Genomic DNA, 23,780 nt, shown 5'->3' with positions numbered 1-23,780 from the left:
AACCCATACCCATCAAGCGCTAGCAGCCATTTTTATTCAATTTCTGATGCTGCCGATGGCAACCCCGCCACCGGCAAGCGCCGGCGCGGCGTGGCGCCGTTGCGTGGCAGCGCCACGGCGGGCAGCAGGGCACGCACAGCGCCCCCGCCCGCCGATGCAGGCCCAGCAGGGGGGGCCATCAGATCCTCCAGCGTCACGCCATCCAGCACCGCCAGATAGGCCTGCATGGCCTGCCAGAGCACGCCTTTGAGGCGGCAATGGCTGCTCAGGCGGCATTGGTTGGTGGCAGGGTCAAAACACTCCACCAGGTTGAAATCGGTTTCGGTGGCGCGCACCACCGCACCGATGTTGATGGCGGAAGCGGGCAGCATCAGCCGCATGCCGCCGCCCCGCCCGCGGGTGGTCTCCAGCAGGCCCTGTGCAGACAACTGCTGCACGATTTTCATCAGGTGGCTGCGCGAAATGCCGTAGCCCTCGGCCACCTCGGTGATGGTCACCGGCTGCTCGCGGCCTTCGGTGGCCGCGCAGTACATGAGCACGCGCAGCGTGTAGTCCGTCCATTGGGTCAGGCGCATGGAATTTGCCCCAGGTCAATTAAAAGATGCATCTCGTTGGAATTTTATTGGATAAAATATTCACATCAAATGAATCTTTAAAGGACCACCATGAACGCCCGCGTTGATCATCTGGAAGCCGCCCCTCTCGCCCCCGCCCCCCTCAGCACCGAGCAGCAGATCGGTCAGATCGCGGTGCAACTGCCGGGCGCCACCGCCGTGTTCCGGCGGCTCAAGCTCGACTTTTGCTGCGGCGGCCAGGTCAGCCTGGCCAAGGCGGCTGCCGATAAGGGGCTGGATGCCAACGCCGTGCTGGCAGAACTGGCGGCCCTGCAACGCAGCGATGCTGTGCCCGAAGCCGCATCGCCCAGCGCGCTCATCGACCACATCCTGGTCCGCTACCACGAGGTGCACCGCCAGCAGCTGCCCGAGCTGATCCGCATGGCCCGCCGCGTGGAAGCCGTGCACCGCGACAACCCGCATGTGCCCGCCGGGCTGGCCGACCACCTCGAAGAAATGCACGAAGAACTGCTGTCGCACATGCTCAAGGAAGAAGAGGTGCTGTTCCCCATGCTCAAGGTCGGCAGCAACCCGTTTGTGGGCCAACCCATTGGCATGATGCGCGCCGAACATGTGGACCACGGCGAAGCACTGGACAAGCTCAACGCCTTGACCAACGACGCCACGCCCCCGCAAGGCGCCTGCAATACCTGGCGCGCGCTGTATGCGGGCATTGCCCAGCTGGGCGATGACCTCATCAACCACATCCACCTCGAAAACAACGTGCTGTTCCCCCAGTTTGAAGCCAGCGAGGCCCCCTCGCAGGGTTGTGGTCCGTCAGGCTGCGCCTGCAGCGGTGGGGGCACACTGCAGGTATGAACCTGCAAACCACTTCACCCGAGGGTCTTGGGACACACGCACCACCCAGCGTGGAAAGCATCACGCGGCTGGTGCATGGTTTTTATAGCGATGTGCGCCAGGACCCGCTGCTGGGGCCTGTGTTTGAAAAAGCCCTGCACGGCCAATGGGACACCCACCTGCAGCGGTTGGTGGACTTCTGGAGCACGGTAGCGCTGGGCACGCGCAGCTTCAAAGGCGATGTGTTTGGCAAACACATGGTGCTGGAGGGTGTGACGCCCGCCCACTTTGCCGCCTGGGTGGGACTCTGGCAGCAGCACACCAGCCGCCTGTTTGCCCCCGAGGTGGCGCGCGACCTGCAAGTGGCAGCACACGGGATTGCGCGCAACCTGTTCCGGGGCTACTTTGGCACCGATCCAGCGTTTGTGCCGACCCGCAGCGAAGACAACGGGCACGGGCCGCAGCCTCGGGACGGCTGAAAGGCAAAGGGGCTTTACCCCGTCGACATCTTCGCGCCTGTGCCAAGGTCTATTTGCCCTTGGTCCCCGGTGTGAAAAACAACGCCAGGCCCACCGCAATCAGCGCCACAGGCCACCACACCCGCAGCAGTTCGCGCAGGCTGATGCTGATCAGCCCGAGATTGGTCAGCAGAAAAAACACGCCCAGCACGACCAGAACGATCGCAGCAATATTGCCCTTCATGTGTATTCCCTCGGAGTGGTGAGTTGGTATGGAATGCGATTATGGCGGCATGCAGACTGCACTGGAGGCCCGAAAGCTCAAGACCGTGAAGCTGGCAGCAGCGCGCCACCGGCGGCGCCAATGGCATGCCTCCACGCCCCGAACGCGGGTGAGAGTTCATACTGAGGCTCTCAAAAAATCAGGAGAACAGCATGACCCAAAACGCGGACATCGTCCTTGCGCGGGAGCTCTATCGCGCCAGCGAACTCGCCACGAAACAGGTGATAGAAGCCCAGAGCCTGGCGAAGGATCTGTTTCCCGGAGCCGACCACTCGCGCGCCGATATTCTCGCCATCGCGCAACTCATTGCGATCAACTACGCTGGCTTGTACTGCAACACAGGCCAACAAAAGGGCTGACGGGCGCGCAGCCCCATCCCGCGTGGTGCCTGTGGCTGGTGCAAGGACCTGCACGGGCTTGGCAGATCCTCCGCGTTCCCTGGCCAAGGCACGGGCCGATGCGCATCGTGCATCACGCAGGCGCGCGCCCCGCGCAACCAACGATCAATTTTCCAGCCCGCGCGCCCCACGCAACGGTTTAAGCAGGTCTGACAAACCATTGTGGTCAATCTCATGCATCAGCGCCAGCAACTGGCCCAGCTCGCCTTTGGGAAAACCCTCGCGCGCAAACCAGTTCAGGTAGTTGCCCGGCAAATCGGCCAACACCGTGCCTTTGTATTTGCCATAGGGCATCTGCAGGGTGACCAGACGCTGGAGTTTTTCGGTGTCCATCACGGTGCCTCCTTGCGGGCCTTCTCACGCAGCCCGCGCATCAGCCGCCCGCGCGCTTGACCTTGTGGCCCAGCTTCTGCAGGGCGGCCATCACGCGCTCCACATGGTCGCCCTGGACTTCGATCACGCCGTCCTTCACCGTGCCGCCGCTGCCACAGGCGGCCTTGAGCTGCTTGCCCAGTTGCTCCAGCGCGGCCCCGTCCACCAGCACGCCCTTGACCAAGGTCACGGCCTTGCCGCCACGGCCCTTGGTTTCGCGCGAGATACGCACAATGCCATCGCCCGTGGGCAGGGGTTGGTTCTGCTGGCAGGTGCACTGCGCCACGGGTTGGCGGCAGCCTGGGCACATGCGGCCCGACTCGGTGGAATACACCAGGCCGCCCAGGTCGGCAAACGACTTCATGGCTTTTTCCCTTCCACCTCTTGCTGCAACATGTGAAAGTTGAGCAACCGGGTGGCCAGCAGCGTCTCGGTCAGAAAACACACCAGCGCCAGCAAAAACGACGCTACGCCTGCCAGAAAGCCCCCCACGGCGAACCGGCTGGACTGAAAGTCGGTCGTTTCCCCCAGAAACAGCAGGATGATGGTGGTGCCAATCAGGAACGCGCAGAACGTGAGCAACCCGATACAGCCGTTTGCCAACCGCCCGCGCAGCCGCAGGTCGGCCAGCTCGTTGTAGGCGCGGGCCAGAAACTCGGGCTCGGTGTTGGCGCGGGCGCGGTCTTCCACCACGCGGGCCCGGTCGATGATGCGGGCCAGCCGGCCCGCAACGGCACCGATCATGCCGGACACGGCCGTGAGCAAAAACACAGGGGCCACCGCCAGCTGGATGCCGTGGGTGATGGCAGAGGAGTCGAGGGTCAGAGCCATGGGTGTAGAAAAATGGGGAAAGGTCGGCGAACCGCCGGTGGCTCGATTATCGGTGGCGACCGCACAGGACGAAAACCAATCCCAGTGAGCCCAACGCCCCGCGATGCGCCAGCGGCGCGGCAACTGCTGGCCCCATGCGCAGGCCACAGTGGCAACTGCGGCGACAATCTCTCCATCTTTTCCCGTTCGCGCTGTCGTGCGTTGCCTTTTCAACGCCGCTCCAGCGCCGCCCCCATGCCCTTTGCCTCCCTCGGTCTGTCCCCTGCCCTTGTCCACGCTGCCGAAAAAGCGGGCTTTTTAGCGCCCACGCCCATCCAGGCGGGGGCCATCCCGGCCATCCTGCAAGGGGCTGACCTGCTGGGCGCAGCACAAACGGGTTCGGGCAAAACCGCCGCTTTCGCGCTGCCCCTTCTGCAGCAACTACAGCTGGGCGCCACCAGCGGCCCGCGCCGCGTGCGCTCCCTGGTGCTGGTGCCCACGCGCGAACTGGCCGCCCAGGTGGGCGAGGTGCTGCGAAGCCTGGCCCAGCACCTGCAGCAGCCGCTGAAGGTGGCCATCGTGTTCGGCGGGGTGTCGATCAACCCGCAGATGCTCGGCCTGCGCGGCGGCGCCGACATCGTGGTGGCCACCCCCGGCCGCCTGTTGGACCTGGTGGAGCACAACGCGCTGCGGCTGTCCGCAGTGGCACACCTGGTGCTCGACGAAGCCGACCGCCTGCTGGACCTGGGCTTCGCCGAAGAGTTGACGCGTGTGCTGGCGCTACTGCCCGCCCAGCGGCAGAACCTGTTCTTTTCAGCCACCTTTCCCGCCGCAGTGCAGGCGCTGGCGGATGGCCTGCTGAAAAACCCGGTGCGCGTGGAGGTGCCCCACACCCCAGGCAACGAGCCCGCCATCGAGCAACGCGCCATTGCGGTGGACGCGGTGCGCCGCACCCAGCTGCTGCGGCACCTGGTCAAGGAACACAGCTGGTCGCGCGTGCTGGTGTTTGTGGCCACGCAATACGCGGCCGAGCACGTGGCCGAAAAGCTCTACAAGGCGGGCATCTTTGCCACGCCTTTTCACGGAGGCCTGAGCCAGGGCGCGCGCAAACAGGTGCTGCAGGAGTTCAAGGACGAACGCTGGCAGGTGGTGGTGACCACCGACCTGGCGGCACGCGGCATCGACATTGCGCAGCTGCCTGCCGTGGTCAACTACGACCTGCCCCGTTCGGCAGTGGACTACGTGCACCGCATCGGCCGCACGGGCCGCGCGGGTGAGAGTGGTATGGCCGTGAGCTTTGTGACGGCCGATGCCGAAGCGCATTTCCGCCTGATCGAAAAGCGCCAGCATCTGAGCCTGCCGCGCGAACAGATTGCAGGCTTTGAACCCACCGAGGCCCCTCCGCCCGCATCGGCCACCGATCCCCAGGGCACCGGCGGCATCAAAGGCAAACGGCCCAGCAAGAAAGACAAGCTGCGCGCCGCAACGGCCGCAGCAGCAGCCACGGCGGAATCCGCCCCCACCGCCCACAAAAAAGGCTCCTGAAAGGAGCCTTTGGAAGAACGGTGCAGGGCGGCCGCCAAGGTGCCGGCAGGTTCAGGCCGCTTCGTCGCCTTCGTCCATGCCATCCCCCTCAGCGCCTTGCGCCTCGCCCGGCAGCCGTGGCTTGCGCTTGGCGGGCTTGGCCAGGACTTCGACATAGAACTGAGCACCGCCTTCGGCCGCCACCTCATTGATGAGGCCGGTGAGGGCCGACAGGTGTGCCACCACAGCCTCTTCTTTGGTGCGGCCAAACTGGCAGTCAAAGTCCCAGAAGTCGGCGCCTTCGGGGAGGTCGCGGCGCCGTTCGCGCTTGATGTACTTGCGGATTTCGTGCTTGACGGCATCCAGAACGCGGTCGCGGTTCTTGCCTTCAACGTGGAGTTGGAAAGTTTTTCTCATGGGCGATGGTACCGCCTGCCGCAGACATGGATTCCAATCCAGGCACCCAAGTGCCACAATGGAGCATTACTTTTGGTTACCGCCAAGCCCGATGTTCCACGACCTCCGTCTGCTGCAAATGCTGCCAGCGGCTGTGCTTGTCACGCAGGAGGGCACCATCCGCTTTGCCAATGTGGCCAGTGCGCAGCTGCTGGAGGCCCACAGCACCGACATCCTCATCGGGCGACCGTATGGCGAATTCGTACACCCCGTGGACTTGCAACGCTCCAGCAACCGCGTTCAGCAGGTGGCCGAGCCCCCGCAGGCCGGCCAGCCCAACAAGCCGTCGGAGTTCCGCATTCGCACGGTGCATGGCAATCTGCGCATGGTGCTGATCACCAGCGTGGCCATTGAGTGGGAGGGAGCCCCCGCCGTGCTGATGTGCGGCCTGGACATGACCCACCAGAGCGAGATCGAGGCCCAGCTGCGTGAGAGCGAGCAGAACTTCCGCCGCCTGTTCGAGAACCTGCAGGACGTCTACTACCGCACCAATGCCCAAGGCGTGGTGCAGCATGTAGGCCCTGGCGTGCGGCGGGTACTGGGCTACGAGCCCCACGAGATCGAAGGCCGCACGGCCGAGTCCTATTACCCGCAGAGCTCCGACCGCGACGCCTTCAAGGCCGCCATCCTGGAAAACGGCGAGGTATCGGACTTTCCGGGCCAGATGGTGCGGCGTGACGGCACCGTGATCGATATCTCCATCAGCAGCCATGCCCTGTACGACCATACCGGAAATTTTGCGGGGGTCGAGGGCATCTACCGTGACGTGACGCAGCGCAAGAACCTGGAGCGCGAGCTGCACCGCCTGGCCACGACCGACATGCTCACCGGCATGGCCAACCGCCGCGCGTTTCTGGAATGCGCCGAGTCGGTGTATGAACACTCACGCAGCAATGGCGAGCCACTCGCGCTGCTGATGATGGACCTTGACCACTTCAAATCCATCAACGACCGCTTTGGCCATCTGGAAGGCGACCGCGCCCTGGTGGCCTTTTCCCATGCCGTCAAAAGCCAGCTGCGCGCCAGCGACGCCGTGGGGCGCCTGGGCGGCGAAGAGTTTGGCGTGTTGCTGCCGCTGACCAGCATGGACGAGGGCCTGGAAGTGGCAAGGCGCATCCTGCTCGGCGTTCGCGCCCTGCAGCTCGGCGATGACACAGGCCACACCTACGGCATCACGGCCAGCCTGGGCCTGAGCACCTTCCGCCAGGCGGACCGCAGCCTGCGCGACATGCTCGACCGCGCTGACCAGGCGCTGTACCTGGCCAAGCACCAGGGGCGCAACCAGATCGCTTCGCTGGAACCCCTGGGCGAATAGCGGTGGCGTGTCACAAGCGCATGCGGTCCTGCTGAAGGTTCCACAGGCAGGCACCAATTCGCAGCAGCATCTCCATCACCTGTTCGGAGCCACGGCTCGACAGCTCCAGGCCATCGATGATCACGGCCAGTTGCGAGATGGCGTCTTCGGGCGCGGAAGCACCACCCGTCCGCGCTACCTCGGCAATGGCGATCAGTACATCCGTGCGGTTCATGGGATGGTGGCTCCACCACGAAGACGTCTGGTGACCTGCGCCGTGCCAGTGCAGTGTTTCACGCTAACGCGCAGCCATGGAAAGTTGCTTCGGGGATGTCACCCCCGCTTGCAGAGCAGGCAGTTGCCGCCCACTCCGGTGCGGCAATGCCGCGGCCCCCCCAGAGCCGTCGGGCGCCAACCTGAACTGGTGGATCACTTCCAGCAGGCGCCGGACCTGGTTCTTCATGCCAGCGGATGCCGACGAGCTGTCATCCACCAACACGGCATTTTTCTGCGTGGCGGCGTCCAGTTGCCGCACGGCCTCGCCGATCTGCGCGATGCCACGGGCCTGCTCCTGCCCTGCATCCTTGATCTCGCTGATCAGCTCCATCACCTGGTCCACCCGTTGCACGGTGCGGGCTACACGTTCGCCGGCCTGGCCTACCAAGAGGGACCCGCGCTCGACACCGCGCGCACTGGCGCCAATCAGGCCCCGGATCTCACGGGCGGCTGTGCTGCTGCGCTGGGACAGCCCACGAACCTCCCCCGCCACCACGGCAAAGCCGCGCCCTTGCTCGCCCGCACGGGCCGCCTCCACCGCCGCATTGAGGGCCAGCAGGTTCGTCTGGAACGCGATGTCGTCGATCACCTTGATGATGTCCGTGATCTTCTGCGACTGCATGCTGATCTCCTGCATGGTCGCAATCACGTCGCGCATCACGCTGCCACCCTCATTCGCCACCTTGGCAGCCTCTTGGGCCAGCTCGGTGGCGCGGTGGGCATTGTCGGTGTTGTGCTGCACGGTGATGGTGAGCTGCTCCATCGAAGCCGCCGTCTCCTGCAAGTTGGCCGCCTGCACCTCGGTGCGGCGCGCAAGGTCTTCCGTGCCCCCCGCAATCAGCACAGCATCCTGCGCCACCGTCTCGGTGCTGGTCCGCACCTCGGTGATCACACGCACCAGCTGGTGGTTCATCTCCCGCAGGGCGCCCAGCAATTCCGCAGTTTCATCCGTGCCGCGCACATCGATCTGCGCGCTCAGATCTCCGCCCGCCACGGTGCGGGCCAGCACCACCGCCTGGCGCAAGGGGCGCGAGATAGAGCGGGTGATGACCCAGGCCATCGCAGCCCCCACCACCAGGGCCAGGCCGGTGGCCGCCAGCATCCACCAGTGAATGGTGTTGCTCATCTCCCGCGCGCCCGCAAACTCCGCCGCCGCCACGTTGATCTGCAGTGCCACCAGTTGCTCGATCGCGTCCTGCACCTTGGCCGCATTGGGCCGAATCTGGTTGATGTAGAGCTCCGAGCCATCGTCGTACTTGCCGGCCAGCAGTGCGGAGGCCGCAGGGATCAACCCCTTGTCCAGGTAGTTGGCATTGGCATCGGCAAAGGCCTGCGCCAGGCCTTGCTCCTCGGTGCCCAGCGCCTTGCCGGAGTAGGCCGTCCACAGCGTGTGGATGCGCTCAACGTTGGCGGTCAACGCGGCGTGGCTGGCCTGCAGGTTGCTGGTGCCCGGGTCCATCAGCATGTCCATCACCAGAACCCGGTTGCGCTGCGTGAGGTGGCTGATCTCCGCCAACACGCCCAAGGGCACCGTCCGGTCGCCATACAGCGCCGCACTGCGCTCCGTGAGGCGCTTGGCGCCGCTGATGCCCCCGGCGGCCAAGGCAGAAATCAGCAGCAAAAGCACTGCAAACGCCAGGAAAAGCCGGGTGCCAATCTTGATTTTTTGAAGCATCTGAATCTCTCGTGAAGGTCCACAGGGTGGGCGACTGGGGCCTACGCCACAACAAGGGTTGGTGGTTGTGCCTTGCCCGCCAGGTTCTACCCCCACCACGAAAGATACTAATTGTTTCAAATGACAAAATAATGACGATTGCAGAAACCTTGCCCCCGTATTGCCATAGTTAAAATCACCTCCGCTTTGATATGCTTCGCACCGGAAATCGCCCAGATTGGCTCTGACCGGCACCAGCCCGGGATTGAAACTTCCTTGATATATCTTTATTCATAAAAATCAATACACCAAAAACATGAAATATATTTATGCCATATTCACCCTGGCTCTTTCGCTTTTACAACTGGGCCAGGCCAGCGCACAGGCCGTGACAGGCGCTGGCTCATCGGCCGCAGCGCCCATCTACCGCAGCTGGGCCAAGGCCTACGCCAAGGCCACGGGTTCCAGCGTGGACTACGACCCAGTGGGCTCCAGCGCAGGCATGAAAAAAATCCAACAGCAGGCCGTGGGCTTCGGCGCCACCGATGTCTACCCGCCCGAAAAGGACCTCATCGAACATGGTTTGCTCGCCCTGCCCGTGGCCATCACCGGTATCAGCCCCATCGTCAACCTGCCCAAGGTGCACAACACGCAGCTGCGACTGACTGGCGAAGTGCTGAGCCGCATCTTTATGGGCGAGATCAGCCGCTGGAATGCCCCGGAGATCACCGCGCTGAATCCCGAGACGCCACTGCCCGACATGCCCATCAAGGTGGTGGTGCGCGCCGACGGCTCGGGCACCACCTACAACTTCACCGATTACCTGGGCAAGGTCAGCCCGAAATGGAAGGCAGCCCACGGGGCCAAAACCAGCATCAAGTGGCCCGAAGGATTTCTGGCGTTCAAAGGCAGTGAGGGTGTGGCCAAGGGCGTGCGCGACACGGTGGGCGCCATTGGCTATGTGGATTTTGGGTATGTGGCCGAATACGGCCTGGCATCGGTGCAGATGAAGAATGCCGAGGGGGTTTTTGTGAAACCCTCCATCGATGCGTTCAAATCCGCGCTGGCCAACAGCGAATGGCCGGCCACTGGCACCTTCAACAACACCTTGACGCAAAAGCCCGGCAAATCCGTGTGGCCCATCACCATGGGCACGTTTGTGGTGTTCCCCAAGATCACCCAGAACCCGGAGCAAACCACGCAGGCCCTCAAATTCATTATCTGGTCGTTTCTCAATGGCGACACCCTCGTCCATGAAAACAACTTTGTGCGCTTACCAGACCGGGTTCAGGCATCGGCGTTCAAGGCGATTACCTCCGTTCGCGATAAAAATGGCACTCCGCTGGGGATGAGCCTGATTTCATCGTCCGCACCTTCGCAGCAATAATTCAATACCCATGAATATCGCCATTCCGGCCATTCATTTGAAATATTTATAATCCTTCACTGGCCGGTTCTGCCCTCCCCCTCACAGCGCGCATTCTTCATGGAAATCGAGTTCAAGTTCTGCATCCCCCCTGAGCGCCTGGCGGCAGTGCAGGCCGCAGCGCGCCGGGGCACACATGCGCAAATCCGCATGGAGGCCCGCTACTTCGACACGCCCGATGCAGCGCTGTCGTCGCGCGGCATTGCCTTTCGGCTGCGCCGCGAAGGCAACCAGTGGGTGCAGACCGTCAAGGCCCTGGGCGACGGCCCGCTGGACCGCGAGGAGCACAACGTGGACCGGGGCCAAGCCCACGCCACCGGCCCTGCCCCGGAGCCGCAGCCTGAACTCCACGCCGGCACCGTGGCAGGCACTCGGCTGCTTCACGCGCTGCAGGCAGCCGCCGGCCCGCTGACCGAAACCTATGGCACCGAGATGGACCGCGTGAGGCGGGACATCGCCTTCAAGGGCGGGGTGGTGGAGCTGGCCCTGGACACCGGACGGGTTATTGCCCATCGCGGCAAACCGCAGCAGAAAGAGGCGCGCATTTGCGAGCTGGAGCTGGAGCTCAAAGCCGGGCCGCTGGCAGGCCTGGCGGCCCTCGCCACCCGGTGGACCACACGGCATGGGCTGTTTCTGAGCACGGTGTCCAAGGCAGAGCGTGGCGAACGCTTGCTGGCCCCGCAATGGGCCCGGCCCGCCACCAAGGCCGCCCCGATGAAGGCCAGCGCACCCCAAAAGCACTTTCTGCAGGGGCGCGAACTGCAGCGCACTGTGGTGGCGCACTGCCTCCAGCAAATATTGGGCAATGCCAGCGAGATCGTGGAAGGCGGGGGCGATGAAGAGCACGTGCACCAGTTGCGCATCGGCATCCGCCGGCTGCGCACGGCCTTGCGCGAGTTGGCGCCTTTGGCCCCCGGCGCGCTCGACCCCGCCTGGGAGCCGACGCTGGTGGAGGTGTTCCAGCGCCTGGGCCAGCTGCGCGATCGGGGCCAGGCCCTGCAGCCCATCGTTGCCGAGATGCGCGATGCTGGCGCGCCCGCGCTGGAGGTGCGTGCGGCGATGAAAGAAGCCCCCGGCCCCTGCGCCGCTGCCATCGTGCGCACGCCAGCGTTCCAAGCGGCGTTGATCGCCCTCATGGCGTTCACAGCCCAGGGCCTCGATGCCCCGTCCGCGACCGGGGGAGAGGCCCTGGATGCCAAGGACGCCCGCCGCCTGCTGCAAAAAAGAATGCACAGCCTGCATGCCAAGGTGCGCGAAGGCGCCCAGGGCTTTGAAGCGCTGCCGGCGGAGGAACAACACCGCCTGCGCAAACGACTCAAGCGTTTGCGCTACCTCACGGAATTTGTGGAGCCTGCGCTGGACGCAGAGGGGCACGCTTTCCTCGCCAGCCTGCAGCCCGCATTGGCGGCCATGGGCCGGCTGGGCGACGAACGTGTGGCCTGTACGCTGTATGGCCAGGTTGCCGCCACCGACCCAAGGGCTTGGTTTGGCGTAGGCTGGCTGGCTGCACGGCAGGCATTGACCATAGCAGCCTGCCAAGAGGCCCTGGGTCACATTGCCGACATGCCCCACCTGCACAAGACCGCCCAGCGTTGAGAGCGCTGCCACAGAGGCGGATGCGCCCCTGCCCCGGCGTGGGGCACGGCAGGGCTCCCAAGCGGGGACGGCACAATGGGCCCATGACGGCATCACCCCCTCCCCGGCGCCCCCACCCGCCTTCGCGCACCGCCCACCACGCCACCCCCGACAAAGACCAGATCGCCCTGCTGGACCCTTTCGAGCGGCTGGGCACGGACCGCATCACCCTCGTCTCGACCCCGGAGCAGGCCGACAAGGCCTGCAACGCCCTGGCGGCGGCCAGCGCCTGGGGATTTGATACCGAATCCAAACCCACCTTCGTGCAGGGCGAGGAGTCCGATGGACCCCACATCGTGCAGTTGGCCACGCTCGACACGGCCTGGGTATTCCAGCTGCACGACCCCGGCTGCCGCGCCCGCGTGGCCGAGTTGCTGGCTTTGCACGGCGTGACCAAGGCGGGCTTTGGCCTGGGGGATGACACCAAGCGCATCCAACACAAACTGGGCGTGCAACCGGCCGACGTGCTGGAGCTCAACACCGTGTTCCGCCAACGCGGCTACCGCAAGGACATGGGCGTGAAGGGCGCGGTGGCCGTGCTGTTCAACAGGCGCTTCATCAAATCCAAAAAGGCCGCCACCTCCAACTGGGCCAACGCCCGACTGACCGAAGCCCAGCTGGTCTACGCCGCCAACGATGCCTGGGCGGCGCTGCGGGTGTTCAACGCGCTGGAGAGTTCTGCCCCGCAGCAGGGTGCGGTGGCCCCCAGTTACCCACTATCAAAATAATAGCTACTAGCGCTTACCCATCAGGCGCTAGCGGCGTATTTTTCTTCAGATCCCGCTGCACTCACCTCACAGGCGCGCCGCCAACCGCGCCGCCTGGTCGATGGCGCGCTTGGCATCCAGCTCCCCGGCCTCCAGCGCGCCGCCAATCCGATGGGGCTTGTGGCCCGCAGCCTCCAGATCCTGCGCCAGGCTGAAGAGGGGCACCTGCCCAGCGCACAACACCACGGTGTCGCAAGCGATCCAGGTGGGGTCCTCGCGCTTGTCGCCGTATGACACCAGCAGCCCCTCGTCGGCGATGCGCTCGTAGTTCACGCCACTCACCATCTGCACTTCTTTCATCTTCAGCGTGGTCCGGTGGATCCAGCCCGTGGTCTTGCCCAGGCCCGCGCCAAGCTTGCCCTTCTTGCGCTGCAGCAGCGTCACCTGCCGTGCGGGTGGCGTAGCGCGTGGCCCCGTGGGTACCAGGCCGCCGCGCGCCGCAGCCGGGTCGGTGATGCCCCATTCGGCCTTCCAGGCCGGGAGGTCCAGCGTGGTGGAAGGATGGTCACCATGCGTCAAGAATTCGGCCACGTCAAAGCCAATGCCACCTGCGCCGATGATGGCCACGCGCTCGCCCACCGGCCTGCCGTGGCGCAGCACGTCGATGTAGCTCAGCACCTTGGGGTGGTCCTGGCCAGGGATCTTCGGGTCACGTGGCTCCACGCCGGTAGCGACGATGACCTCGTCAAAGCCCGCCAGGTCGGCGGCTTGCACGCGCTGGTTCAGGTGCAGTTGCACGCCCGTGTCCTCCACCCGCGTGGCCAGGTAGCGCAGCATTTCGTGGAACTCTTCCTTGCCCGGCACCACCTTGGCCATGTTGAGCTGGCCGCCGATGGCCGGGGCCGCGTCGAACAGATGCACCTCGTGCCCGCGCTCGGCGGCGACCGTGGCAGCGGTCAATCCCGCAGGCCCCGCGCCCACCACCGCCACACGTTTGCGCGACGACACCGGGCGGTAGACCAGCTCCGTCTCATGGCAGGCACGCGGGTTCACCAGGCAACTGCTGGTCTTGTTCTGGAACACATGGTCTAGGCAGGCCTGGTTGCAAGCAATGCAGGTATTGATGCGGTCGGCCCGGCCCTCTACAGCCTTCTTCACAAACGCAGCATCGGCCAGCAGCGGCCGCGCCATCGATACCATGTCGGCGCAGCCATCCGCCAGCACCTGCTCGGCCACCTCGGGCGTGTTGATGCGGTTGGACGTGACCAGCGGCGTGGCAATGCCTGCGGCCGCGAACTCGGCCTTCATCTTCTGCGTGACCCAGGCAAACGCTGCGCGCGGCACGCTGGTGGCAATGGTGGGCACCCGCGCCTCATGCCAGCCGATGCCGGTGTTGACGATGTTGGCCCCACCGGTGGCCACGGCCTTGCCCAGGGTGACGATCTCGTCCCAGGCGCTGCCGCCGGGGACCAGGTCGATCATCGACAGGCGGTAGATGATGATGAAGTCCGGCCCCACGGCCTCGCGCATGCGCGCCAGGATCTCTACTGGCAGCCGCATGCGCTGGCTGTAGTCGCCGCCCCAGGCGTCGGTGCGCAGGTTGGTGGTTTGCGACAGGAACTGGTTGATGAAATAGCCCTCCGAGCCCATCACCTCCACACCGTCGTAGCCGGCCTCGCGCGCCTTCACGGCGCAGTTCACGAACGCGCGGATCTGGCGCTCCACCCCACGTGCCGACAGCGCAAAGGGTGTGAAGGGCGAGATGGGCGACTGCAGGCGCGAGGGCGCCACGGCCAGCGGGTGGTAGGCGTAGCGGCCGGTGTGCAGGATCTGCAGCGCAATCTTGCCGCCCGCGCCGTGTACCGCATCGGTCACCACCCGGTGGCGCCGGGCGGCGCCCGAGGTGGACAAGGTGCCCGCAAACGGCTTGGCCCAGCCCGCGATGTTGGGTGCAAAGCCGCCCGTCACGATCAATCCCACATCGCCCTCGGCCCGCTCGCGGAAGTACGCCGCCATGCGCGAAAGGTCGCGCCCGTCCTCCAGCCCCGTGTGCATGGAGCCCATGAGCACGCGGTTCTTGATCGTGGTGAAGCCCAGGTCCAAAGGGGCAAGCAGGTGCGGATACAAGGCGGCGCCCGGGGCGGGCGGCATGGGTGCAGAAGGTGCGGGCGCAGTGGTGGCGGAGGAATACATGGTGTTGCGTGGGGAGTAGAAGGTTTTTCTAGAACTTTATTCTAGAATCCCGTTCCATGGCAAGCCGAATCACCCCCAGCCCCTCCGCCGTTCCCGCCGAAGCCAGCACCGACCGCCGCCAGGACATCCTGAACGCCGCCCTCGCCTGCGCGGCCGAAGGTGGTGTGGATGCCGTTTCCATCGACGGTGTGCGCGCCCGCTGTGGGGCCAGCGTTGGCAGCATTTATCACCACTTTGGCAACCGCGACGGCATCGTGGCCGCGCTGTTCTTCGACATCTTTCACGACCAGTCGCGCAGCGTGCAGGCACAGCTGGACGCAGCCCAGGGCGTCGAAGCGGGCGTACAGGCCCTGGTTACGGGCTATCTGGACTGGGTGGTGGCGCAGCCTGAGCGGGCGCGTTTTCTGTTCCAGGCGCGCGGCGCCGTGGCGGCCGGCCAACGCACGCCCGACCTGGCCGAGGCGGCACGGCGCCGCAACCAGGCACTGGTGGCCTGGTTCGAGCCCCACCGCCAGTCGGGCGCGCTGCGTGACCTGCCTTGCGAGCTGATGCCATCGCTGGTGATGGGGCCGGTGCAGAGTTATTGCAGGGCGTGGCTGTCCGAACGTTCAGGTCTGGGTGGTGGCCTACCCTCGCCCACCACGTACCGCGCAGAGCTGGCGGACGCGGCGTGGCGGGCCGTGACGGCCTAGATCGAAAAATCAGATCAGTAATGCGGCGGTAGCTCGTCGCGCAGATTGCGCGGGCCGTTCGAGCCACCTTCGGGCGCCTGCTGGCGCAGCTGGATGACCTCGTGCGTCAACCGGTCGATCAGTTGCTGCTGCTGGTAGATCGTCATGTTGAGCTGGTCCAGCAGGTCTTCGGTGTAGCTGGCCTTGATCTCCAGGCTTTCGAGGCGCTGGAGAACGTTGGCAAGATCGTTTGTATCAGACATTGATGCGTCAGATCGCCTGGCCCAGCCGCGCCACGCCTTCGCGGATCTTGTCCACATCGGCCGTTGCAAACGACAGGCGGAAGGTGGCGTGGTCGGGGTTGGCGCAGAAGAACGGCGTGCCGGGCACGAAGGCCACGCCCTTTTCAATCGCGCGCTTGGCCAGCACGTTGCCGTCGGCCACCTTGCCGCTTGCGCCGGTCAGGCGCGCCCACACAAAGAGGCCGCCCTGGGGCTGCACAAAGTCGACGGCATCGCCCAGCTCCTTGCGCAGCGCGTCGCCCATGGTCTGGGCGCGTTCACCGTACACCTTGCGCACCCGTGCCAGCGTGGCTGGCATGCGGCCGGCCTTGAGGTACTGCGCCGCCGTGGCCTGGGCAAAGGTGCTGGTGTGCGCGTCGCTGAACTGCTTGCACATGGTGGCCTTGCCCAGCAGTTCGGCCGGGGCAATCATCCAGCCCACGCGCAGGCCGGGCGACAGCACCTTGCTCAAACTGCCGCAGTGCACCAGCAGCTCGCGGCTGCCGGGCACACTGGCCGACAGGTTGAGCAGGCTGGGGGGTGGCGCGTCACCGAAGTACAGGTCGCCGTAGGGGTCGTCCTCGACGATCAGGGTGTTGTGCTTGACGGCCATCTCCAGCACGGCCTTTCGGCGCTCGGCGCTCAGCATGGCGCCACTGGGGTTGCCGAAGGTGGGGATCAGGTAGACGAATTTGGGCTTGTGCTCGACGATCAGCTTTTCCAGCTCGTCGGTCTTCACGCCGTTGCCGTCGATGGGGGCGCTGATCAGTTCTGCGCCATACAGGCGGAAACACTGGATGGTGGCCAGGAAGGTCGGGCCTTCCACGATGACCTTGTCGCCGGGGCTGATGAGCGTCTTGCCCAAAAGATCCAGCGCCTGCTGGCTGCCGGTGGTCACGATGAGGTTGTCGGCCGCCACATCTTGCGCGCCCTTGCTGGCCATGAAGGCGGCAAGTTGCTCACGCAACGGGTTGTAGCCCTCGGTCGCTCCGTATTGCAGCGCGCCGCCGGGTTCTTCATCCAGCGCTGCGTTGCTGGCGGCACGGATGCCTTCCACATCGAACATGGCGCTGTCCGGAAAGCCGCCCGCAAAGCTGATGATGCCGGGCTTGCCCAGCAGTTTGAAGAGCTCACGGATGGCGGAGGTTTCTACGTTGTTCAGGCGGTCGGCAAATTGCATGGCGGCGGTGTGGTTGGCAGACTAGGAATTTCGCATTGTCGCTAATTGGCGTGCAGGTTTCCTGCGGCTTAGACTTGTAGCCCTGTCCCCACCGTCCCCCAATCCTTCTCAGGCAAACCACCATGCCCCTAGAAATCCGCCAGTTGCCCGCCATGCGCCTCGCCTACATGCGCCAGACCGGTCCTTACGGCCCGGCCCTCACGCAGCTTTGGGAGCGCTTTGGCCAGTGGTGCAGTGATCGCGGCCTAAGCGAGCCACGCCCCAAGTACTACGGCATCAGCCACGACAACCCCGCGTGCACGCCGCCCGAGCAATGCCGCTATGACGCCTGCGTGCAGGTGGGCGTCGGGCTGCGCACGGGCACCGAGGCCCTGGTGCAGGACTTTGCGGGGGGCGACTACGCTTGCATCCAATTCACAGGCACCGGGCCCGAGATGGGCGTGGCCTGGGCTGGCATGACCGCACCGGGACAAATCCCTGCGGGCTGGGAACTGGCCGCGCGACCTGCGATCGAGGTGTATGACGAGCACTTCGCGGTGAACCCGCTCACCGGCGCCTTTCCGTGCTGGCTGTGCCTGGCGGTGCAGCGTGCGCCCTGAGCACCCACATCAGCAAGGAGCAAGGGGCCGCAGCCACGGTCACGGTCACGGCTTCAATCGGACTTTTTTTCGCACAAGCTCTGGACCGCAGAACTCGCACGCATACAAGGCGTTTGCGGTGCATACGCAAGCGCCTAGCGACTGAAGACGCATCACGCCGCGTGAAAATAGTTGCGAATGCCTGCCCTCGGAGATCCCTGAATGCGCAAATCCGGATCATCAAAACCCATCGCCGCGTGGCTTGAAGAAACCAAGTGGATGCAGTTGCTGTCGTCAGAAGCCCGCCACCGCGTGCTGGAGGACGCGTACGCAGAACGGCACGCGGACAAGGCATTCGTAGCCCGCAAAGGCGAACCCGCGAATTCCTGGATTGGTGTGGTGGAGGGGCTGCTCAAGGCAAGCGAAGACTTTCGCAGCGGAAAATCGCTGATCTATAGCGGAATTCCTGCGGGGAGCTGGATCGGCGAGGGCTCGGTAATGAAATTTGCGCCCCGGCACTACGACATCGTGGCCATGCAGCAAAGCATGACAGTGCACATTCCGCGGGCGACATTCCGCTGGTTGTTGGACACCAGTCTCTCCTTCAACCATTTTGTGCTGGACCACCTTAACGAGCGGCTCGGCCAGTTCATGGGTATGGTGGAAACCGACCGCATCGACGATCCGATGCTCAAGCTGGCGCGCGCAATCCTGAGCCTGTTCAACCCGGTGCTGTACCCCGGGATGGGTTCTGCGCTCTTCGTTTCGCAAGAAGAGTTGGGCGAGCTTGCTGGCCTGTCACGCCAGCGCACCAATGCCGCGATCAAGGCGTTGGAAACCGCAGGGCTCGTGCGCGCCAACTACGGTAACTTGCAGATTTTGGATTTGAAAGCACTCGGCAGTTTCGCGCGCAACGCCGGATAAGGCTCTGGCCACGGCCGGAACGTGCCGGCTTGCAGCCGTGCAGGTCGCCAAGCCTCAAGGGCGAGGCATTCTGCCCACCCACTGCGGAGGTGCTTTCACCACTACCGCAGCCCCAAATCAAGAAATATTGCATACGCCCGAGGCTTCAAAAGCACCTCTTTCACCAGACGCGGAGCCCTTGATATCGCTCGTAAGAGAGGCGCCCAACGCAGCGAAATTCCCCCGCCGCATTAGCGTAACCCCCTATCACAAATGTACGCCCAGGGACAGTGTCGAACTGGCTGTAGGAATCAAATCGCCTTGTTTTCTCAACAAGGAAATAGGACATGAAACCCACTCGCTCTCGTTCAGCCAGCGTCGGATCTGCCGTAGTCACGGCCTCCATAATTTCCCTGTCCGCTTGTGGCGGCAGCAACGACAACGACGCTGTCAGGGCATCCTCTACCGCGCAGCAGGCGTGCGCAACACTCTCGGGCAAGACAATCGGCGGCGCGGCGCTCACGGCGGCAGTGGTCCCCGCCAGCGGTCCGGCTCCGACCTATTGCAAGGTCAACGGCACGCTGGCCCCCAAACTCAATTTCGAGATTCGCCTGCCGGATTCGTGGAACGGAAAACTCCACTACGCGGGCGGAGGAGGCTACAACGGCGCCATCCCGGACGTTGCGCTGTCAGCGTCCGCCCTCAAGCAAGGCTATGCCACCGCTTCCAGCGATTCCGGCCATCAAGGCAGCTTGCTCGATGCGTCTTTCGCACTCACAGACCCTACTGCGGCACAACTATTCGGGAGCCTGTCGGTCCCCACGGTCATGGCAACAGCCATCGAAGCTGTCACGGCAGCGTACGGGCAGTTGCCATCGAAGTCGTACTACGAAGGGTGCTCAAACGGTGGCCGGGAAGGGTTGATGAACGTGCAGCGCTATCCCAAACTGTTTGACGGCGTGATTGCACGTGCGCCTGCATACAACTGGGTTGGTTTCATGGGGGCCTTCAATCGCACCGCCAAGGCGCTGGCGGCGCCCGGTGGCGCGTTCACTTCCGCCAAGACTTCGTTGCTGGCAAAGTCCGTGCGCGACGCGTGCGACGGCCTGGATGGTGTGGTCGACGGCGTTGTTTCCAATCAGTCAGCCTGCACTTCTGCCGCATTCAACCCTGCCAGCTTGCGCTGCGCTGGGGGCGCAGATACGGGCGACACCTGTTTGTCCGATGCGCAGCTGGCCGTGGTCTCCTCGTGGACCACCGACGCCGTGTTTGCCGGCAGCCCTACGTTCCGCAACGCCGGCTGGAGCCTTACCGGGAACGAGGACAGCCCCACAGCCATGGGCCTCTGGGTCACGGGCAACGGCAACGTGACCACCGCGTTGCAATACCTCTTCCAGGACACAACCGTGAAGAACTATTTGGCGCGCGATCCCAGCGCCAACTCCTTAGCCTACTCACCGTGGGATCAGAACCAGAGCGCGCTCAGTGCGATGGCTGCCCTGAATGACGCAACGAACAGCAACATCCAGCCATTCGTTGACCGCGGTGCGAAGTTGATTCTGTGGCACGGGGGCAATGATGCCGCATTGAGCAAGAACAACACTGCCCAGTACTACAACAATGTGGTTTCCAAAGTAGGAGGGCAAAGTGCCGCAGACGCCTTCATGCGTTTTTACATTGCGCCGGGTGTTGATCACTGCGCTGGCGGCCCCGGTGCCGACACGGCCGACCTGCTGACCGCGCTCGACAATTGGGTCACCGACAAAGCTGCGCCTGGCACCCTGACCGCTCAAAAACTGGACCCGGCAAATGGGGCGGTGCAGTTCGAAAGACCGCTTTGCCAGTACCCGAAGTACCCGCGCTACACCGGTCCCGCCAACGACGCGAACGCGGCAAAACTGGCGTCGAACTACGCATGTAGCTAACGCAATCCGTGAGCCAATGGGGTTGGCTGCCGTGCCAGAGGCGTCATCAGCGCGTTTGGCACGGTACCCCGGCTCGCCTTGCGGCCAACGAATCCACCCTCCGCTAAAACGGGCATGGCCTGAACAATGTCTGCGCAATGGTAGCCACGAAGATCCAACTCCGCAGAGACACAGCCCCACTGCGGGACAATGCGGCACCTACCCGCAAAAATACCCCGCCCCATGCAAGCCGCGCAGATCGAGCCCTTCTTTGCCACCCTCAAGGCGGCCAACCCCATGCCCAACACGGAGCTGGAGTACACCACCCCGTTCGAGCTGCTGGCCGCCGTGCTGCTGTCTGCCCAGGCCACAGATGTGGGCGTGAACAAGGCCACGCGCAAGCTCTTTCCCGTGGCGGGCACGCCGCAGGCCATCCTCGACTTGGGGCTTGAGGGGCTGGAGCGCTACATCAAGACGATTGGTTTGTACAAAAGCAAGGCCAGGCACCTTTTGCAGACCTGCCAGATCCTGGTGGAGCAGCACGGCAGCGTGGTGCCGCGCACCCGCGAGACACTGAAGCCCTGCCCGGCGTGGGCCGTAAGACAGCCAATGTGGTGCTGAATGTGGCCTTCGGCGAGCCCGCCATGGCTGTGGACACGCACATCTTCCGCGTGAGCAACCGCACGGGCGCGTTTGCCTGCTGGCTGTGCCTGGCGGTGCAGCGCACGGCCTGAGCGAGCCCCGCGCTGCCTTCTTGATCAATCGACGCGGATGTCCGCCCGCGCCGCCACGGCGCGCATCAGCGGCAGCTCACGCTCGATGCGGGCGCGCAGCGCGTCGCCGTTGCCCCAGGCCGGGGTCATGCCAATGTCCACCAGCTTCTTCTTGAATTCGGCGGACGCCATGGTGTCGGCCAGGGTCTTCTCCAGCTTTTTCTGCACCGGTGCGGGCAGGCCTGCGGGTGCGACGAACGCAAACCACGAGCCCATGTCGAAGCCCGGGTAGCCGCTCTCGGCCACCGTGGGCACGTTGGGCAACAACGCCAGGCGCTGCGGGCTCAGCACGGCGATGGGCTTGATCTTGCCGGCCTTGATGAGCGGGGTGGAGGCCACCACCGTGTCCACCGCCAGCTGCACCTGCCCGCCCATCAGCGCAGTCAGGTTGGGAGAGCTGCCGTTGAAGGGCACGTGCAGCATCGGAAAGCCCGCGGTGGCCTTGAGCATCTCGGCGCCGAAGTGCACCGACGAGCCGGTCCCGTAGGACCCGTACGAGAACTTGTCCGGCGCGGCCTTGGCCTGCGCCACGATGTCCTTGAGCGTGCTGCCCTGCACATCGTTGTGGGCCACCAGCAGCAGCCCCATGTCGGCCACCATGCCAATGGGCGTGAAGCTGCGCACCGGGTCGTACGGCAGGTTGGTGCGGATGGCGGGGTTCATGGTGAGCGTGGTGTTGGCGCCCAGCAGCAGGGTGTAGCCGTCGGCCGGTGCCTTGGCCACCAGCGATGCGGCCACCACCGTGCCCGCGCCCGGCCTGTTTTCGACCACCATCGGCTGGCCCAGCCGCTCGCCCATCGCCGTGGCCAGCAGGCGCCCCAGGATGTCCGTGGCGCCGCCGGGCGCGAACGGGACGACCAGCTTCACCGGCCGGTCGGGATAGATCTGCTGCGCCCAGGACACGGCGGGCGCTGCCAGCACGAATGCGCTGGCCAGGAGACACGATACGAAGCGGGAGCGCGGCAAGGACATGGGGAGTTCTCCGGTCAAAAAGTGCGGTAAGGGCGGGATGGCGAAACGGTGGGGAAAACAGCGCGCATCAACCCAGCAACGGGCTCGGCACACGGGCATGGCCGCTGGCCTGGTCGTACGCGTGCCCGACCTGCAGCACGGCCGCATCGGACTGCGCCGGACCGATGATCTGCAGCCCTGCAGGCAAGCCCCCGGGCCCGAAGCCCGCAGGCGCAGCCAGTGCGGGCAGGCCGGCCATGGTGGCAGGCACCACGGCCTCCATCCAGCGGTGGTAGGTGTCCATGGTGCGGCCACCCACCGCATGCGGCCAGTCCAGGTCGGCATTGAACGGGAAGACCTGCGCGGCCGGCAGCACCAAAAAGTCGAACTGCTCGAACAGGCCGCGCAGCACCTGGTACCAGGCACTGCGCACACGGGCCGCGTCGTATATCTGCAGGGCCGACAGGCGCATGCCGCGCTCGATCTCCCACACCGCCTCGGCCTTCAGCAGTGCGTGTGTGTCGGGGTTGCGGTACAGGGCCGCATTGGCCCCCGCCACGCTGAAGCTGCGCAGGTCGATCCAGGCGTTCCACAGCTGGGCCATGTCGAACGCAGGCACCACGGATTCCACCGTGCAGCCCACCGTGCGAAAGTGCGCGAGCGCCCGCTCACAGGTGGCCAGCACGCCGGGCTCGGTGGGCAGGTGCCCTCCCAGGTCGCCCAGCCAGCCGATGCGCGCACCGCGGAAGTCGCGCTCCAGCGGCTGCCCCAGCAAGGCCACGTCCTCGTGCCGGCGCGTGAGCGGCAGCCGAGCATCGAAGCCCGCCTGCACCGACAGCAGCAGTGCCAGGTCCGGGATGTTGCGCGCCATGGGCCCGGCCACGCTGAACTGCTGGAAGAACACCTCTTCGGTCGGCCCGTGCGGCACCAGGCCGAACGAGGTGCGCAGCCCGTACACGTTGTTGAACGCCGCCGGCGTGCGCAGCGACCCCATCATGTCCGAGCCGTCGGCCACCGGCAGCATGTGCAGCGCCACGGCCACCGCTGCCCCGCCGCTGCTGCCACCGGCCGACACAGCCGGGTCGAACGCATTGCGCGTGGTGCCGTACACCGGGTTGTAGGTGTGCCCGCCCAGGCCGAACTCGGGCGAGTTGCTGCGGCCGATGAACAGCGCGCCGCCCGCGCGCATGCGCTCGAACACCACGGCGTCGGTGGTGGACACCTGCCCCGCAAAGATGGGTGAGCCGCGCGTGGTGACCATGCCGGCCGCGGGCATGATGTCCTTGGGTGCCTGCGGAAAGCCGTGCAGCGGCCCCAGGCTCTCGCCGCGCGCCAGCTGCGCATCGCGCTCGGCGGCCTGCGCACGCAGCACGTCACGGTCTGCCAGGGCCACCAGCGCATTGACCACGGGGTTCAGCCGGTCGACCTGGGCCAGGTAGGCGTCGAGCACCTCGGCGCACGACACGTCGCGGGCGTGGATGGCGCGCGACAGGCTGGTGGCCGTGTGGCCGACGATGCCGCCCGGTGTCCTGCCCTGGGCAGGCTGCGCGGGCGTGGTCGATGTGGCGGAGCTGGAGGATTGTGTCATTTGCAAGTCAGCATAAGCAGCCCCTTGCGTTTCGACAATCGACGATTTCTGAG

At 65.0% G+C, this 23,780-nt stretch carries 25 protein-coding genes and 1 pseudogene; 13 read left to right on the top strand and 13 right to left on the bottom strand.

The window, feature by feature from the left end:
- Positions 1–32 precede the first annotated feature (32 nt).
- Complete coding sequence (locus ASE39_RS21935) at positions 33–575, bottom strand: Rrf2 family transcriptional regulator (RefSeq protein ID WP_057223453.1); 543 nt, start codon at positions 573–575, stop codon at positions 33–35.
- A 90-nt stretch (positions 576–665) separates the two neighbouring features.
- On the opposite strand from ASE39_RS21935, the gene ytfE reads away from it, so the two are divergent.
- Positions 666–1,433 (top strand): iron-sulfur cluster repair protein YtfE, encoded by a 768-nt coding sequence (gene ytfE, locus ASE39_RS21930; RefSeq protein ID WP_057272513.1) that lies wholly within the window; start codon positions 666–668, stop codon positions 1,431–1,433.
- Positions 1,430–1,891 (top strand): group III truncated hemoglobin, encoded by a 462-nt coding sequence (locus tag ASE39_RS21925; protein WP_057272512.1) that lies wholly within the window; start codon positions 1,430–1,432, stop codon positions 1,889–1,891. The genes ytfE and ASE39_RS21925 overlap by 4 nt, the downstream gene beginning before the upstream one ends.
- Before the next feature lie 49 nt (positions 1,892–1,940).
- On the opposite strand, the gene ASE39_RS26945 is transcribed toward ASE39_RS21925, so the two are convergent.
- Positions 1,941–2,114, bottom strand: a complete 174-nt coding sequence (locus tag ASE39_RS26945) for a DUF5668 domain-containing protein (protein WP_010460774.1) — start codon at positions 2,112–2,114, stop codon at positions 1,941–1,943.
- A 191-nt stretch (positions 2,115–2,305) separates the two neighbouring features.
- Here ASE39_RS26945 and ASE39_RS21920 point away from each other — a divergent pair, with 191 nt between their 5' ends.
- Positions 2,306–2,512: a hypothetical protein gene (locus ASE39_RS21920; RefSeq protein ID WP_010460772.1), complete on the top strand. Its 207-nt coding sequence runs from the start codon at positions 2,306–2,308 to the stop codon at positions 2,510–2,512.
- Positions 2,513–2,656: 144 nt separating this feature from the next.
- Here the strand turns inward: ASE39_RS21920 and ASE39_RS21915 are convergent, their stop codons facing one another.
- The 3 genes from ASE39_RS21915 to ASE39_RS21905 are packed head-to-tail and all read right to left on the bottom strand — an operon-like array spanning position 2,657 to position 3,754.
- Positions 2,657–2,884 (bottom strand): DUF3820 family protein, encoded by a 228-nt coding sequence (locus tag ASE39_RS21915; protein WP_010460770.1) that lies wholly within the window; start codon positions 2,882–2,884, stop codon positions 2,657–2,659.
- Between the two features lie 40 nt (positions 2,885–2,924).
- Complete coding sequence (locus tag ASE39_RS21910) at positions 2,925–3,287, bottom strand: translation initiation factor Sui1 (protein ID WP_010460769.1); 363 nt, start codon at positions 3,285–3,287, stop codon at positions 2,925–2,927.
- On the bottom strand, positions 3,284–3,754 hold the full coding sequence (locus ASE39_RS21905; RefSeq protein WP_010460766.1) for a DUF2721 domain-containing protein: 471 nt from the start codon (positions 3,752–3,754) through the stop codon (positions 3,284–3,286). Before ASE39_RS21905 ends, ASE39_RS21910 begins: the two co-directional genes overlap by 4 nt.
- Positions 3,755–3,988: 234 nt before the next feature.
- Here ASE39_RS21905 and ASE39_RS21900 point away from each other — a divergent pair, with 234 nt between their 5' ends.
- Entirely contained in the window at positions 3,989–5,278 is a 1,290-nt protein-coding gene (locus ASE39_RS21900; protein ID WP_057272511.1) for a DEAD/DEAH box helicase, read from the top strand.
- A gap of 51 nt (positions 5,279–5,329) precedes the next feature.
- Here ASE39_RS21900 and ASE39_RS21895 read toward each other — a convergent pair whose 3' ends face one another.
- Positions 5,330–5,674: a DUF6172 family protein gene (locus tag ASE39_RS21895; protein ID WP_010460762.1), complete on the bottom strand. Its 345-nt coding sequence runs from the start codon at positions 5,672–5,674 to the stop codon at positions 5,330–5,332.
- Positions 5,675–5,765: 91 nt separating this feature from the next.
- Between ASE39_RS21895 and ASE39_RS21890 the strand changes: the two genes are divergently transcribed.
- A complete protein-coding gene (locus ASE39_RS21890) occupies positions 5,766–7,028 on the top strand; it encodes a sensor domain-containing diguanylate cyclase (RefSeq protein WP_057272510.1) in 1,263 nt (420 codons plus the stop codon).
- Positions 7,029–7,038: 10 nt separating this feature from the next.
- Here ASE39_RS21890 and ASE39_RS21885 read toward each other — a convergent pair whose 3' ends face one another.
- Entirely contained in the window at positions 7,039–7,242 is a 204-nt protein-coding gene (locus tag ASE39_RS21885) for a hypothetical protein (protein WP_057223430.1), read from the bottom strand.
- Between the two features lie 63 nt (positions 7,243–7,305).
- On the bottom strand, positions 7,306–8,958 hold the full coding sequence (locus tag ASE39_RS21880) for a methyl-accepting chemotaxis protein (RefSeq protein ID WP_057272509.1): 1,653 nt from the start codon (positions 8,956–8,958) through the stop codon (positions 7,306–7,308).
- Between the two features lie 295 nt (positions 8,959–9,253).
- Here ASE39_RS21880 and pstS point away from each other — a divergent pair, with 295 nt between their 5' ends.
- From pstS to ASE39_RS21865, 3 genes are all read left to right on the top strand, one after another.
- Positions 9,254–10,324 (top strand): phosphate ABC transporter substrate-binding protein PstS, encoded by a 1,071-nt coding sequence (gene pstS, locus ASE39_RS21875; RefSeq protein ID WP_057272508.1) that lies wholly within the window; start codon positions 9,254–9,256, stop codon positions 10,322–10,324.
- A gap of 99 nt (positions 10,325–10,423) precedes the next feature.
- Positions 10,424–11,959 carry a CYTH and CHAD domain-containing protein gene (locus ASE39_RS21870; RefSeq protein ID WP_057272507.1) on the top strand — a complete coding sequence of 512 codons (1,536 nt, stop codon included), beginning with the start codon at positions 10,424–10,426 and terminating at the stop codon, positions 11,957–11,959.
- Positions 11,960–12,042: 83 nt separating this feature from the next.
- Positions 12,043–12,726 (top strand): 3'-5' exonuclease, encoded by a 684-nt coding sequence (locus ASE39_RS21865; RefSeq protein ID WP_057272506.1) that lies wholly within the window; start codon positions 12,043–12,045, stop codon positions 12,724–12,726.
- 66 nt (positions 12,727–12,792) lie between these two features.
- On the opposite strand, the gene ASE39_RS21860 is transcribed toward ASE39_RS21865, so the two are convergent.
- Positions 12,793–14,856, bottom strand: a complete 2,064-nt coding sequence (locus tag ASE39_RS21860; RefSeq protein ID WP_057272505.1) for an NADPH-dependent 2,4-dienoyl-CoA reductase — start codon at positions 14,854–14,856, stop codon at positions 12,793–12,795.
- A 98-nt stretch (positions 14,857–14,954) separates the two neighbouring features.
- Between ASE39_RS21860 and ASE39_RS21855 the strand changes: the two genes are divergently transcribed.
- A complete protein-coding gene (locus ASE39_RS21855; RefSeq protein WP_010460744.1) occupies positions 14,955–15,590 on the top strand; it encodes a TetR/AcrR family transcriptional regulator in 636 nt (211 codons plus the stop codon).
- A gap of 14 nt (positions 15,591–15,604) precedes the next feature.
- On the opposite strand, the gene ASE39_RS21850 is transcribed toward ASE39_RS21855, so the two are convergent.
- Positions 15,605–15,832, bottom strand: a complete 228-nt coding sequence (locus ASE39_RS21850) for a SlyX family protein (protein ID WP_057223410.1) — start codon at positions 15,830–15,832, stop codon at positions 15,605–15,607.
- Between the two features lie 7 nt (positions 15,833–15,839).
- A complete protein-coding gene (locus tag ASE39_RS21845) occupies positions 15,840–17,030 on the bottom strand; it encodes a PLP-dependent aminotransferase family protein (RefSeq protein ID WP_057272504.1) in 1,191 nt (396 codons plus the stop codon).
- Between the two features lie 122 nt (positions 17,031–17,152).
- On the opposite strand from ASE39_RS21845, the gene ASE39_RS21840 reads away from it, so the two are divergent.
- From ASE39_RS21840 to nth, 4 genes and pseudogenes are all read left to right on the top strand, one after another.
- Entirely contained in the window at positions 17,153–17,629 is a 477-nt protein-coding gene (locus ASE39_RS21840; protein ID WP_057272503.1) for a GyrI-like domain-containing protein, read from the top strand.
- A 201-nt stretch (positions 17,630–17,830) separates the two neighbouring features.
- On the top strand, positions 17,831–18,532 hold the full coding sequence (locus ASE39_RS21835; protein WP_082615540.1) for a Crp/Fnr family transcriptional regulator: 702 nt from the start codon (positions 17,831–17,833) through the stop codon (positions 18,530–18,532).
- Between the two features lie 326 nt (positions 18,533–18,858).
- On the top strand, positions 18,859–20,436 hold the full coding sequence (locus ASE39_RS21830; protein WP_057272501.1) for a tannase/feruloyl esterase family alpha/beta hydrolase: 1,578 nt from the start codon (positions 18,859–18,861) through the stop codon (positions 20,434–20,436).
- A gap of 222 nt (positions 20,437–20,658) precedes the next feature.
- A pseudogene (nth, locus tag ASE39_RS21825) lies at positions 20,659–21,104 on the top strand (endonuclease III); the annotation flags it as partial.
- Between the two features lie 69 nt (positions 21,105–21,173).
- Here nth and ASE39_RS21820 read toward each other — a convergent pair.
- Together ASE39_RS21820 and ASE39_RS21815 are read right to left on the bottom strand one after the other, a co-directional pair.
- Entirely contained in the window at positions 21,174–22,160 is a 987-nt protein-coding gene (locus ASE39_RS21820; protein WP_057272500.1) for a tripartite tricarboxylate transporter substrate binding protein, read from the bottom strand.
- 67 nt (positions 22,161–22,227) lie between these two features.
- Entirely contained in the window at positions 22,228–23,727 is a 1,500-nt protein-coding gene (locus tag ASE39_RS21815; protein WP_242421530.1) for an amidase, read from the bottom strand.
- Positions 23,728–23,780: the final 53 nt, after the last annotated feature.

The organism is Acidovorax sp. Root267, assembly GCF_001429215.1.
Classification (GTDB): domain Bacteria; phylum Pseudomonadota; class Gammaproteobacteria; order Burkholderiales; family Burkholderiaceae_C; genus Acidovorax; species Acidovorax radicis.
The sequence above is the reverse complement of the archived record's forward strand: the minus strand, read 5'-3'. Positions and strand labels throughout refer to the sequence as shown.